At 64.1% G+C, this 13,697-nt stretch carries 11 protein-coding genes; all 11 read right to left on the bottom strand.

Features of this window, described 5'->3' with window-relative positions; translation table 11 throughout:
* Positions 1–170: 170 nt before the first annotated feature.
* Positions 171–1,976: an aspartate--tRNA ligase gene (aspS, locus tag L0U80_RS12585; RefSeq protein ID WP_233864579.1), complete on the bottom strand. Its 1,806-nt coding sequence runs from the start codon at positions 1,974–1,976 to the stop codon at positions 171–173.
* A 63-nt stretch (positions 1,977–2,039) separates the two neighbouring features.
* Positions 2,040–2,678, bottom strand: coding sequence for a DUF502 domain-containing protein (locus L0U80_RS12590; protein ID WP_233864581.1), 639 nt, complete (start codon positions 2,676–2,678; stop codon positions 2,040–2,042).
* Between the two features lie 88 nt (positions 2,679–2,766).
* Positions 2,767–3,132 carry an FmdB family zinc ribbon protein gene (locus tag L0U80_RS12595; protein ID WP_233864583.1) on the bottom strand — a complete coding sequence of 122 codons (366 nt, stop codon included), beginning with the start codon at positions 3,130–3,132 and terminating at the stop codon, positions 2,767–2,769.
* 139 nt (positions 3,133–3,271) lie between these two features.
* Positions 3,272–3,922 carry a methyltransferase domain-containing protein gene (locus L0U80_RS12600; RefSeq protein ID WP_233864585.1) on the bottom strand — a complete coding sequence of 217 codons (651 nt, stop codon included), beginning with the start codon at positions 3,920–3,922 and terminating at the stop codon, positions 3,272–3,274.
* A 36-nt stretch (positions 3,923–3,958) separates the two neighbouring features.
* The gene (ubiB, locus tag L0U80_RS12605) at positions 3,959–5,536 is read right to left on the bottom strand and encodes a ubiquinone biosynthesis regulatory protein kinase UbiB (RefSeq protein WP_233864586.1); all 1,578 of its coding nucleotides are present in this window, start codon (positions 5,534–5,536) and stop codon (positions 3,959–3,961) included.
* A gap of 3 nt (positions 5,537–5,539) precedes the next feature.
* A complete protein-coding gene (locus L0U80_RS12610) occupies positions 5,540–6,193 on the bottom strand; it encodes a ubiquinone biosynthesis accessory factor UbiJ (RefSeq protein WP_233864587.1) in 654 nt (217 codons plus the stop codon).
* A 197-nt stretch (positions 6,194–6,390) separates the two neighbouring features.
* Positions 6,391–7,410: a Tim44 domain-containing protein gene (locus tag L0U80_RS12615; RefSeq protein WP_233864589.1), complete on the bottom strand. Its 1,020-nt coding sequence runs from the start codon at positions 7,408–7,410 to the stop codon at positions 6,391–6,393.
* A 36-nt stretch (positions 7,411–7,446) separates the two neighbouring features.
* Positions 7,447–8,178 carry a bifunctional demethylmenaquinone methyltransferase/2-methoxy-6-polyprenyl-1,4-benzoquinol methylase UbiE gene (gene ubiE / locus L0U80_RS12620; protein ID WP_233864590.1) on the bottom strand — a complete coding sequence of 244 codons (732 nt, stop codon included), beginning with the start codon at positions 8,176–8,178 and terminating at the stop codon, positions 7,447–7,449.
* Positions 8,179–8,270: 92 nt separating this feature from the next.
* Complete coding sequence (locus tag L0U80_RS12625) at positions 8,271–8,684, bottom strand: gamma-butyrobetaine hydroxylase family protein (protein ID WP_233864591.1); 414 nt, start codon at positions 8,682–8,684, stop codon at positions 8,271–8,273.
* Positions 8,685–8,759: 75 nt separating this feature from the next.
* Positions 8,760–9,191, bottom strand: a complete 432-nt coding sequence (locus L0U80_RS12630; protein ID WP_233864592.1) for an HIT family protein — start codon at positions 9,189–9,191, stop codon at positions 8,760–8,762.
* Positions 9,192–9,237: 46 nt separating this feature from the next.
* Entirely contained in the window at positions 9,238–13,284 is a 4,047-nt protein-coding gene (locus tag L0U80_RS12635; RefSeq protein WP_233864593.1) for a DUF3683 domain-containing protein, read from the bottom strand.
* Between the last annotated feature and the right edge of the window lie 413 nt (positions 13,285–13,697).

Below are 13,697 nucleotides of genomic sequence, written 5' to 3' on the forward strand. Positions count from 1 at the left end.
GGATTCTCGCGGCACGCGTTGGCGCTCACACGGGCCGCTAACGAAAATGTATCGCAAAAAGCAAAAAAGGCGCTCGATGCGCCTTTTTTGTTTTCGCGTAGTTCTGTGCGGCGGCCCGCCTGGGAGCTCGCCGCCTGACGCGCTTATTACACGACTTACTGCGGCACGCCTTACTGCGCGACCTTCTGCTCGGGCTGACGCAGACGGATATGCAGTTCGCGCAGTTGCTTCTCGTCGACCGGGCTCGGCGCCTGCGTGAGCAGACACTGGGCGCGTTGCGTCTTCGGGAACGCGATCACGTCGCGGATCGAGTCGGCGCCGGCCATCATCGTGACGATGCGGTCGAGGCCGAATGCGATACCACCGTGCGGCGGCGCGCCGTACTGCAGCGCGTCGAGCAGGAAGCCGAACTTCGCGCGTGCTTCTTCCGCGTTGATCTTCAGCGCGCGGAACACCTTGCTCTGCACGTCCTCTTGATAGATACGCACCGAACCACCGCCGATTTCCCAGCCGTTCAGCACCATGTCGTAGGCCTTCGCGAGGCAGCGGCCCGGATCCGTTTCGAGGTATTCCAGGTGCTCGTCCTTCGGGCTCGTGAACGGGTGGTGCGCGGCCACGTAGCGATTCTCTTCCTCGTCGTACTCGAACATCGGGAAGTCGATGACCCACAGCGGGCGCCAGCCGGTCTCGACGAGGCCGTTAGCCTTGCCGAACTCCGAGTGACCGATCTTCAGACGCAGGGCGCCGAGGCTGTCGTTCACGATCTTCGCGCGGTCGGCCGCGAAGAAGATGATGTCGCCGTCCTGCGCGCCCGTGCGCTCGAGGATCGCGGCGATTGCGGCGTCGTGCAGGTTCTTGACGATCGGGCTTTGCAGACCGTCACGACCCTTCGCGACTTCGTTGACCTTGATCCACGCGAGACCCTTCGCGCCGTAGATGCGCACGAATTCCGTGTAGCCGTCGATGTCGCCGCGCGAGAGTTCGCCGCCCTTCGGCACGCGCAGCGCCGCGACGCGGCCATCCTTCGAGTTGGCCGGCGCGCTGAACACCTTGAAGTCGACGTCCTTCACGGCATCGGTCAGTTCGGTGAACTCAAGCTTCACGCGCAGGTCCGGCTTGTCCGAACCGAAGCGGCTCATGGCTTCCGAGTACGGCATCACCGGGAACTTCGCGTCGAGCTCGACGCCGATGGTTTCCTTGAACACGTGACGCGCCATGTCCTCGAACAGGTCGCGGATTTCCTGCTCGCCGAGGAACGACGTTTCGCAGTCGATCTGCGTGAATTCCGGTTGACGGTCGGCACGCAGGTCTTCGTCGCGGAAGCACTTGACGATCTGGTAGTAGCGATCGAAGTTCGCCACCATCAAGAGCTGCTTGAAGAGCTGCGGCGACTGCGGCAGCGCGAAAAACTGGCCCGCGTTCACACGCGACGGCACGAGGTAGTCACGCGCGCCTTCGGGCGTGCTCTTCGTGAGCATCGGCGTTTCGATGTCGATGAAGCCGAGCCCGTCGAGGTACTTGCGCACTTCCATCGCCACGCGATAGCGCAGACGCAGGTTGTGCTGCATCTGCGGACGGCGCAGGTCCAGCACGCGATGCGTGAGGCGCGTAGTTTCCGAGAGGTTGTCGTCGTCGAGCTGGAACGGCGGCGTCACCGACGCGTTCAGCACCACGAGCTCGTGGCACAGCACTTCGATCTTGCCGCTCGTGAGGTTCGCGTTGACCGTGCCTTCCGGACGGCCGCGCACGAGGCCCTTCACCTGAACGCAGAATTCGTTGCGCACGCCTTCGGCGACCTTGAACATTTCGGCACGATCCGGATCGCAGACGATCTGGACGAGGCCTTCGCGATCGCGCAGGTCGATGAAGATAACGCCGCCGTGGTCACGGCGACGCTGCACCCATCCGCACAGCGAAACGGTTTGGCCCAGAAGCTGTTCGGTCACCAGACCGCAGTATTCAGATCTCATCGACATGATGTTCGTCTTTCGTTATGCATGAATTGAACGAGCGGACCGCGCGCAGCGCGACGCCCGGTGTTACAGCGGAGGATCGATGGGGCGGCGCGAAGGCGCGGCCGGGGCGACGACGCCCATCGAAACAATATACTTGAGCGCGACGTCGACACTCATATCGAGCTCGATCACCTCGCTTTTCGGCACTATCAGGAAGAAACCCGACGTGGGATTCGGCGTAGTCGGCACATAAACGCTAACGTGCTCTCCCTGAAGATGGTTCACCACATCACCACCCGGGACACCAGTCAGGAACGCAATCGTCCACGAGCCGCGGCGCGGGTATTCGATCAGGAGCGCCTTGCGGAACGCGTTGCCGTTGCTCGAAAGCAGTGTATCGGATACCTGCTGGACGCTACTGTACAGCGGTCCCACGACCGGAATGCGCCGCACGAGTGCATTCCACCAGCTAACGAGCTTCTGACCGATGAAGTTCTGCGTGAACAGACCGACCACGAAGATGAACGCGAGCGTGAGCAGCGCGCCAAGACCCGGCAGACGCATGCCGAAATGTCGCGGCTGCCACGATTCGGGCAACAGAAGCAGCGTCTCATCCATCGTGCCGATGATGAGGTTCAACACCCACAGCGTAATGCCGAGCGGAACCAGCACCAGCAGGCCGGTCAGGAATACAGCTTTGAGGGTCGCTTTCTTCGTCGTCATCTCAACCGCCATGCGGGCCGCGCTGGGTCAGCGCAGCGTGCGTGCGGTCCGGCGTGCAACACGTGTGCAACAACCGGGCCGCGGGTTCTCAGGTAGCGCCTGCCGTGCTGGGCGTCGTGCTCGCGCCTGCTGAGGTGCTCGAAGCGGCGCTGTCGCCAGCCGGCTTGCTGGCTTCGGGCGATGACGCCGACGCCGAATCGCCTGCCGCCTTCGCGCCGGTCGCAGCCGCGCTCGTGCCGGCGCCGTTGCCACCACTGCCACCACCGCTATTGCCACCGCGGAAATCGGTCACATACCAACCCGACCCCTTCAACTGAAAACCAGCGGCGGTCACCTGCTTGCGGAAGGCGTCCGCGCCGCAACTCGGGCACTGCGTCAGGTGCGCATCGCTGATCTTTTGCAGCACGTCCTTCTCGAAGCCGCACGACTCGCAGCGATAAGCGTAGATCGGCATGATCTCTGTCCTGGTGAAAATCGGGTAAAAGCTTGCAAAGCCTTGAATTATAGCCGCAAACGATCCGTCGCCCTGGCATTTGCCGGGCGAGAACGGGTTGCGGCCGATTTTCCAGAGATTGGGGCGACCCGGCAGCCGATCAAGTGGCCGGCGTTGCCGCGTCGTTGCGACACCAGACCATCCAGCGCTCGCGGCCCTCGAACACCGGCAGCGAACCGATCCCGGGTTCCTCGACGAGCAAGGTGAAGTACGGTGTGAGCAGCGCGTCGAGTTCGTCGCGGGGCATCGGGAACGGCGGGCCCTTCTGCGGCTCGTCGATGAAAAAGTATCCGGCGAGCAGCGCACCGGGCTTCAACAGCGCCGCCATGCGTTGGGCGTAGCGTACGCGTTGCGCCGGAGGCAGCGCGCACAGGAACGCGCGCTCGAACACCCAGCCCGGCGCGAAAGGCGGCGCGTACGCAAAGAAGTCGGCCTGCTCGACCACTGCCGCGTGCTCGCCGAGCGCTGCACGCGCGCTCGCTACCGCCGCAGGCGAGAAATCGATCGCACGCACGGTGCGGTTGTGCCCGGCGAGCCAGCCCGCCTCCCACGCGTTACCGCAACCTGGAATCAGCACGGCGAGATCGGGGTGTGCGGTGGCGAACGCCTCGAACTGCGGCTGGACACCCGCCTGGTCCCACGGCGTAAAGCCCCGGGTAAAGCGCTCGTCCCAGAACGACGCCTCGGCCGGGTCGCGGGTTTCGAATTCGGGGACACCCGGCGGCTGCGTGGGACGCGTCGGTTCACTCATCTCTGTCTCCTCCTGTTCAGCCGCGGCGCTGAATACTCAACCGCCCGCCGCAAACGCGATCCACACCCGCGCCGCCATCATGCCGACGCCCACCGCGATGCCAAACACCAGCACACCTTGCAACAGGCGGTTCGTGCGCCGTTGTTCGGCGAGGATGGCGCGGATCGCCTCGTCATTGGCGAGATGTCCGCCGTCCTGCCGATGCATCAGCACCTGATGCACAAGGCGCGGCAGTTGCGGCAGCGTCTTGCTCCATTGGGGCGCTTCGATCTTGAAGCGCTCGTACCAGCCGCGCAGGCCGATCTGTTCGGTCATCCAGCGTTCGAGATACGGCTTTGCCGTTTTCCAGAGATCGAGTTCCGGATCGAGCGACCGGCCAAGCCCCTCGACGTTCAGCATCGTCTTCTGCAGGAGCACGAGTTGCGGCTGGATTTCGACGTTGAAGCGGCGCGAAGTCTGGAAAAGGCGCAGCAGCACCTGGCCAAGCGAGATGTCCTTGAGCGCGCGGTCGAAATACGGCTCGCAGACGGCGCGGATCGCGCTCTCAAGCTCTTCGACGCGCGTATTCGGCGGCACCCAGCCCGACTCGATGTGCAGCGTCGCGACGCGGTGATAGTCGCGCTTGAAAAACGCGAGGAAGTTCTGCGCGAGGTAGTTCTTGTCGAAGTCGGAGAGTGCCCCGACGATGCCGAAGTCGAGCGCGATATAGCGCCCGAAGTGCGCCGGATCCAGACTCACCTGGATATTGCCGGGATGCATGTCGGCGTGGAAAAAGCCGTCGCGGAACACCTGCGTGAAGAAAATCTCGACGCCCTCGCGCGCGAGCTTCGGGATATCGACGCCCGCCGCGCGCAGTTTGTCCACGCGGCTAATCGGGACGCCGACCATGCGCTCCATCACGAGCACATTGGACGTGCTGAACTCCCAATACATCTCCGGCACGAGCAACAGGTCGAGGCCCGCGAAGTTACGCCGCAACTGACTCGCATTCGCGGCCTCGCGCATGAGGTCGAGTTCGTCGTGCAGGTACTTGTCGAATTCGGCGACCACTTCGCGCGGCTTGAGGCGCTTGCCGTCCGCCCAGAGGCGCTCGGCCCACACGGCGAGGTCGCGCAGCAACGCGAGGTCGGAATCGATCACAGGACGCATGTTCGGCCGCAGCACCTTCACTGCGACCGGCTTGCCGACGTGCTGTCCCGACTTCACCTTGGCGAAGTGCACCTGGGCAATCGACGCGCTCGCCACAGGCACACGCTCGAAGTCGTCGAAAAGCGTATCCACGGGCGCACCTAGCGCCTTTTCGATGATGGCGATCGCCACACTCGATTCGAACGGCGGCACCTGGTCCTGCAATCGGGCGAGTTCGCTCGCAATGTCGGGCGGCAACAGATCGCTGCGCGTGGAGAGCACCTGGCCGAACTTCACGAAGATCGGACCGAGGCTTTCCAGCGCGAGGCGCAGCCGCACGCCGGGCGGCTGATCGAAGCGGCGGCCGATCGTGGTGATGCGCAAGAGCAACCGCACGCGCCGGTCATTGATCCGGCTCAGCATCATTTCGTCGAGGCCGAACCGGATAACCGTAAAGAAAATCTTCAGAAACCGCAGGATGCGCATGTTTTAGAGGCCTGTTGTCGGGCGCGGGCCACGCAGCGGCGTGACGGGCGTAACCCGGCTGCCGGAGGCCGTTTTTTGTTCGAGGCGCTCAATGCGCTTTTCCACACGCGCAAGCGCATCGCGCGCGCGGGAAAGTTCAGTGTTGAAGCCGTCCAGCTCGGCGTGCCGCACGAGTTGCGGATTCTCGTCGAGCAGATATTCGGTCACCGATCCGAGAAGGTTGCGGCCGGTGCGCCACGCGTGCTCATGCGCGGTGCGAGCGAGCGACGCGATGCGCGACGCGCCTGCGTCGCCGATCAGCTTCGCGAGGTCCTCCTCCGGCTCCCAGCGCAGATGCTCGGCGAGCTTGCCGATGATCTGCGCGAACTCCGCGTCACCCTCGATCTTGACGTGCTTCATCACCCCGGCCTGGCCGCCCTGCACGAACGACGAGAGCGCGCCCATGGGCAGCGAAAGCGCAACGTCCGCGTGCTGCGCGTCATGTTCGTCCACCGCGGTGAGATAGCCGTCGGGCTGGACGAGCAGTGTGAGCACCACGGGCGGGCTCGAAAGACGCGCAGTCTTGCCCGCATAAGGAGCGAGGCGTTCACGAGCCCACGATTCGCGGGCGAGCAGGTGGTTGACGGCGGCAGCGAAGGGCTTGGCGGCGAGAGTCATCGGGCATGGAATAAGAAAACCCGCGCGGGCAGAAGCGCGCGCGGGCTCCTATTGTAGCGTTCGCAAGGCCCGATCGCGGCACCAGCCGGCCTGGCCGAACGGCTAATAAAGCGACCGTCACTGTGATGGCCCCGTGTCATGACGCAGATCAACAGGGCCCCGGGTGCAATCCAGACCCGGTGCCGGACTCAGTGAACTCAGTGAGACTCGACCTGCTGGATACCCGCGAGCAACCAGCCCTCGCCAGTAAGGCGAGACTTCGAGAGATTCCAGATCTCCGCAAACGGCTCCGCTGCGGCGCCCGACGTCTCACGGATCAGGCCGTTGAAGCGCACGCTCGCGAGGTAGTCGTTGCCACGGTCAGCCACGTCGAGCAGATCGGCGTTGAGCTGCACGACATCGGTCTGGTTCGGTTCGGCGCCGCGGTCCGCGAGATCCATGCGAATTTCCGCGAACATTTCGGGCGTCGTGAATTCGCGGATATCGTCCATGTTGCCCGCGTCCCATGCGGCCTGCAGGCGCACGAAGTAGACCTTCGCGTTGCGCAGAAACGCTTCCGTGTCGAAGCCCGCGGGGATCGACGGTGCCGCGCCGATCAGCGGTGTGGAGAGCGGATTGGCTTCAGGCGCGAGGTACTGGCCGGTCGGCGGCGCGGTGAAGCGAGGCTCTTCCGGAAACCCGCCGACCTGGCGCAAGCCGCCCGACGGCGGCAGTCCACCGCCCGTCTGGTACACGGGCTCGACTGCACGCCGGCGGTTAGTAAACTTGCGGATGAGCCAGATGACGACGAACGCGATCAGCGCGATGACGATGACGTTCGCCAACATGCCTGCGAACGCTTCGCCAAGACCGAAGTGAGAAAGCAGCGCCGCGATGCCGAGACCGGCCGCGAGACCCGCGATCGGCGCGAGCCAGCGGTTGCGGTTGGGCGCGGCGGTCGCCGGCGTAGGCGTAGCAGGCCGGGCGGTCTGGGCCGGGGCTGCCTGCTGGGTGGAGTTCGGGGTGGCGTTCGGCTGCGCGGGCGGCGGGGTCGTGCTGCGCTGCGTGGCTGTCGACGACTGCCTGCCGATGCTGCGGCTACCGCCAAGGCGCCGGGCTTCTGCGTCGAGCGACATGAAGCTGCCAACGACCAGCGCACCGATCACTGCCAGCGTCCCAACTCGTCTGGCCCACTGCGTTGAAAGCTTTTTGCAAGTATTGACGCGGGGCTCAGACATGGGCGAATTTCCTTTAAAGACAGCCTGTTAGGCGCACTAATACTTTGTGCCGACATGCAAGGCTACCACGCCAGCTGACAAATTGTAATATTTGACAGCATCGAGGCCAACTTGCTCCATCATCGTCTTCAGGGTTTCCTGGTCCGGGTGCATCCGGATCGATTCGGCCAGATAGCGGTAGCTTTCGGCGTCGTCGGCAAAGCGCGCGCCGAGCCACGGCAGCACTTTGAACGAATAAACATCGTAGGCTTTTTTCAGGGGCTCCCACACCTTCGAGAACTCCAGCACCATCACGCGCCCGCCAGGCTTGACCACGCGCCGCATCTCGGCGAGCGCGGCGTCCTTGTGGGTCATGTTGCGCAACCCGAATGCCACGGTCACCACGTCGAAGTAGTTGTCCGGAAAGGGAATTTTCTCGGCGTCGCAGAGCAGCGCGGGGGTGATGACGCCGTGGTCGAGCAGCCGGTCGCGGCCCACGCGCAGCATCGACTCGTTGATGTCGGTGTGCCAGACCTCGCCCTTGGGCCCCGCCTTCTTCGCGAACGCCATGGAAAGGTCGCCGGTCCCACCCGCGATGTCGAGCACCTTCGCGCCCGGCCGCACGTTCGCCTGCGCGATCGTGAAAGCCTTCCAGGCGCGGTGCATCCCGCCTGACATCAGATCGTTCATCAGGTCGTAGTTGGAGGCAACCGAGTGGAACACGCCGGCCACCTTCTTCGCCTTGTCCTGTTCGTCAACTGTCTGATAGCCGAAGTGGGTTTTGCTCATCGCGCTGGTCCTTTCGCGGGGGGTCTTGTCTTGAGGATACTCGCCGCGGCGTTTTACGCGCTGGCGACGGGGCAGGATCGTAACAGGAAGCCTTAGTGGCAGTGGCCGTGCGCAGCAGGCGGCGGCGTCATAGGCGCATCGCGATCAACACCTGCTGCCTTCAATTGCTCGAAATACGCGGCCCACAGCTCATCCTGGCGCGTAGCGAGTTCGTAAAGCTGGTCCCAGGAGTAGATGCCGCTGTTGTGGCCGTCCGAGAAGGTCGGCTGCAACGCATAGTGGCCGACGCCCTCGAGCGCCGTGATGGTGACGTCGCGCTTGCCGGTCTGCAGGGTTTCCTGCCCGGGCCCGTGGCCGCGCACCTCCGCCGACGGCGAATACACGCGCATCAGCTCGAACGGGATGCGGTAGCTCTCGCCGTTCGCGTATTGCAGTTCCAGGACGCGCGAAAGCGCGTGCACCACGACGCCAGTCGGCACCGGGGTATCGGGTTTCAATCCAGTCATGATCGTCCTCGGGCTAGTGCGCCCGGTTGGCGAGCCGCGCGAGCCCCGCTTCGGGCGCCAGCCGGCTTGTTTCGCTCAGGCGAGAGCCTGCTCTATTTCGTGACGCACTGCGTCGCGCAGCAGCGTGGCCTGGGCGCGGCGCTGGCCTAGCATCGCCTCGGAGACCGTCCGCTGGCGCGGCGCCCACACGGGAAGCGGGAAGTGCGCGTCGTTCGTGAAGCGCGGAATGACATGCCAGTGCACGTGCGGCACCTGGTTGCCGAGGCTCGCCAGGTTCACCTTTGACGGCTGCATCACGCGTCGCACAGCGCGCTCGACCGCATAGACCGCCAGCATCAGGTGTTCCCGGTCGGAATCGGCCAGATCGGAGAACTCCGCGACGTGCGCATTCCAGATCACCCGGCAGAAGCCCGGATAATCGGCCTCCGACGGCGCCAGCACGACGCGCATGCGCGCGTCCTGCCACAGCACGTCGCCGCCATCCTCACCGCAGAATACGCATGCCATCGTCGTTCCCCCGAACTGGTATCACGAAAATCGTGTTGCGCCGCCATTAGACCAGCACACGCTCGATTCCGCCATTGTTCGCGTTCTGAACGTAGTCCGCCATCCAGTTTTCGCCAAGAATGTGGCGGGCCATTTCGATGACGATGTAGTCGGCGTCGATATTGGCGTCTTCGTTGTAGCGCTTCAGCCCCTGGAGACACGACGGGCAGCTCGTCAGGATCTTGACCTCCTGATCGGTGCCGACACCGCCCGCCTCTTCCCGCGTCGCGGGCTGCACGCCGTTCGCGCCATTGCCGACGAGCGGAATGCCGCGCAACTTCGCCGCACCCTTGCGGATTTCTTCTTCCTTACGGAAGCGCACCTGCGTCGAGATGTCCGGGCGCGTCACGGCCAGCGTGCCGGATTCGCCACAGCATCGATCGTTCTTCTCGATCCTGTAGCCGTCCTTTTCCGCGCCCATCAGTTCGTTGACGAGCTTCATCGAGTCCATCGTCTTGATCGGCGTGTGGCACGGGTCGTGGTACATGTAGCGCGTGCCCTTCACGCCGTCGAGCTTGATGCCCTTCTCCAGCAGGAACTCGTGGATGTCGATGATGCGGCACCCCGGGAAGATCTTGTCGAATTCGTAACCGGCGAGCTGGTCGTAGCACGTGCCGCACGACACCACCACGGTCTTGATGTCCAGGTAGTTCAGCGTGTTCGCGACACGGTGGAACAGCACACGGTTGTCCGTGACCATCTTCTCGGCCTTGTCGTACTGACCCGAGCCGCGCTGCGGATAACCGCAGCACAGGTAGCCCGGTGGCAGCACGGTCTGCACGCCCGCCTCCCACAGCATCGCCTGCGTCGCGAGGCCGACCTGCGAGAACAGGCGTTCGGAGCCGCAGCCGGGGAAGTAGAACACCGCTTCCGAATCGACGTTCGTCGTCTTCGGATTGCGGATGATCGGCACGATCTTGTTGTCTTCGATGTCGAGCAGCGCGCGCGCCGTCTTGTTCGGCAGGTTGCCCGGCATCTTCTTGTTGACGAAGTGGATCACCTGCTCGACCACGGGCGGCTTGCCCGTCGACGCGGGCGGACGCACCGTCTGCTTCTTCGCGACCTTCTTCAGCAGGTCGTTGCCGAGGCGCTGCGCCTTGTAGCCCACGCCCATCATCGCCGTGCGCACGAGATTGATGGTCTGCGGATTCGTCGCATTGAGGAAGAACATGCCCGCCGCGTTGCCCGGGTTGAACTTCTTCTTGCCCATCTTGCGCAGCAGATTGCGCATGTTCATCGTCACGTCGCCGAAGTCGATCTTGACCGGGCACGGCGTCACGCACTTGTGGCAGACCGTGCAGTGGTCGGCGACGTCGTTGAACTCGTCCCAGTGCTTGATCGACACGCCGCGGCGCGTCTGCTCTTCGTACAGGAACGCCTCGACGAGCAGCGAAGTCGCGAGGATCTTGTTGCGCGGGCTGTAGAGCAGGTTCGCTCGCGGCACGTGCGTCGCGCACACGGGCTTGCACTTGCCGCAGCGCAGGCAGTCCTTCACCGATTCAGCGATCGCGCCGATATCGGACTGCTGCATGATCAGCGATTCGTAGCCCATCAAACCGAACGACGGCGTGTAGGCGTTGCGCAGATCGGCGCCTTCGAGCAGCTTGCCCGCGTTGAAACGGCCCTGCGGATCGACGCGCTGCTTGTAGGCGCGGAAATCGGCCATCTCTTCTTCCGTGAGGAATTCGAGCTTCGTAATGCCGATGCCGTGCTCGCCCGAGATCACGCCGTCGAGCGAACGCGCGAGCTTCATGATGCGCGCGACCGCCGCGTGGGCGTCCTGCAGCATCTCGTAGTTGTCCGAGTTGACCGGGATGTTCGTGTGAACGTTGCCGTCGCCCGCGTGCATGTGGAGCGCGACGAACACGCGTCCGCGCAGCACTTTCTTGTGGATCGCCTGGGCTTCGTCGAGGATCGGCTTGAACTCGCCGCCATTGAAGATCTGGCGCAGTTCGGCGCGGATCTCCTGCTTCCACGACACGCGCACCGTGCGGTCCTGCGTGACATGGAATACGTTCGCGCCGGGTTGCGCGTCGGCACGGTCGGCGAATTTTTCCGCGAGCGCTTCGTAGCCGAGTTGCACGAGATAGTGCTGTGCCTCGCGCAACGGCAAGTCGAGCTTGTCGCGCAGGAACTCCCAACGCGCGCGCACGCGCTTGAGCAGTTCGAGCGCTTGCTGCACGCGGTCTTCGAGCAGTTCGGCGCTCGGAATTTCGCTGGCGTCATCGCTCTTGCCGAGCGGCAGATTCCCGCCCTTGAAGAACGCTTCGAGCGCGTCGACGAGTTGCAGCTTGTTCTTGATCGACAGCTCGATGTTAATGCGCTCAATGCCGTCCGTGTACTCGCCCATGCGGTTGAGCGGGATCACGACGTCTTCGTTGATCTTGAACGCGTTGGTGTGCTTCGCGATCGCGGCGGTGCGGCTGCGGTCGAGCCAGAAACGCTTGCGCGCCTCGGCGGAGATCGCGACGAAGCCTTCGCCGCTCTTGCCGTTGGCCATGCGGATCACTTCCGAGGTGGCCGCGGCCACAGCATCGGCATCGTCACCAACGATGTCGCCGATCAGCACCATCTTCGGGAACGAGTTGCGCTTGCTCTTGGTCGCATAGCCAACCGCGCGCAGATAGCGTTCGTCGAGATGTTCGAGGCCCGCGAGAATCGCGCCGCCCTTCTTCGACGTTTCGAACAGATAGTCCTTGATTTCGACGATGCTCGGAATCGCCTCGCGCGCCTGGCCGAAGAATTCGAGGCAGACGGTGCGCGTATTCGCGGGCATCTTGTGCAGCACCCAGCGCGCGGACGTGATGAGACCGTCGCAGCCTTCCTTCTGCACGCCGGGAAGGCCCGCGAGGAATTTGTCGGTGACGTCCTTGCCAAGGCCTTCCTTACGGAAACGCTTGCCCTCGATGTCGAGGTGTTCGGTGCGCAAGAGCTTTTCGCCCGGCGCATGCTCGCCGTCGAACCATTTCAGTTCGAAGCGCGCCACCGGAATGTCGTGGATCTTGCCGAGGTTATGGTCGAGGCGCGTGACTTCGAGCCAGTTGCCCTCCGGATCGACCATGCGCCACCAGGCGAGGTTGTCGAGCGCCGTGCCCCAGAGCACCGCCTTCTTGCCGCCCGCATTCATCGCGACGTTACCGCCGATGCACGACGCGTCGAGCGACGTGGGATCGACGGCGAACACGAAGCCCGCGGCTTCGGCAGCTTCGGTCACGCGGCGCGTGACGACGCCTGCGCCCGAGAAGATCGTCGGAACCTTGCGATCGACGCCCGGCAGGTCGGTCATCTCGACTGCGCCAAGCTGTTCGAGCTTTTCCGTGTTGATGACAGCCGAGAACGGTGTGAGCGGCACCGCGCCGCCCGTGTAGCCAGTGCCGCCCCCACGCGGGATCACCGTGAGACCGAGTTCGAAACAGGCCTTCACGAGGCCCGCGATCTCGGCTTCGGTGTCGGGCGTGAGCACGACGAACGGATACTCGACGCGCCAGTCGGTGGCGTCGGTGACGTGCGAGACGCGCGCGAGGCCGTCAAAGCGGATGTTGTCCTTCTGCGTGCGGCGGCCGAGCACCTTCGTCGCGCGGCGGCGCAGGTCGGCCATTTTCTCGAACTCGCCCGCGAACGCGTCGATCGCACGGCGCGCGGCAGCGACCAGCGTTTCGACGCGAGCAGCGCGATCCACGCCCGCATCGTCGCCGTGCGCGCTGAGGTCGGCGCGGCGACGCTTCTCGATTTCGGCGAGCCGGTGATTCAGTGCTTCGATCAGGAGCGCGCGGCGCTTCGGATTGTCGAGCAGGTCGTCTTGCAGGTACGGGTTGCGGCGCACGACCCAGATGTCGCCGAGCACTTCGTAGAGCATACGCGCCGAGCGGCCGGTCCGGCGCTCCGCCCGCAGTTCGGCGAGTGCCGTCCAGGCATCCTCGCCCAGCAGGCGGATGACAATTTCCCGATCCGAAAAGGACGTGTAGTTATAGGGAATCTCGCGCAGACGCGGTTCGATGTCGGCGGCCACGGCGGCGGCAGCGCCATTAGGATCGAAAACTTGAGGTGCGTTCATGGTTGGACGACTCTTTGGGTCAGTACCGCGCAGACGGCTGGGAGGCCGTCCGGCCGATGCCGACGGGGCGCGTGGGGCGCTATTCTGAAATCTTGTCCGCCTGCGACTGGTTGCGGACTCTGGGGATGGGGACAAGCGGCGGTAAGGCGGCAACACTTACGCCAACTCACGCCGACGGTTCCCCGGTACTCAGACTCCGCGACACGATCGTGCGTGGCGGGCGTGCCGCTGCGCCGCGGGGCGGGTCTCGCGCCGCACGGGCATCAAATGGGCTGTCCGAGGTTGCCAGAGCATCTTCCGATCCTGGTTATCAAAACCGGATTTTAACGCATGATCCGCCCGTGCGCTGGCGCTGCGCAGAGCGCGTAGGGTCATACGGAGGTCACTTTCGTGCAATGGTGAGGGCGCTGACG

Origin of the sequence: Paraburkholderia adhaesiva (genome assembly GCF_021390575.1) — a bacterium.
Taxonomy (GTDB): domain Bacteria; phylum Pseudomonadota; class Gammaproteobacteria; order Burkholderiales; family Burkholderiaceae; genus Paraburkholderia; species Paraburkholderia adhaesiva.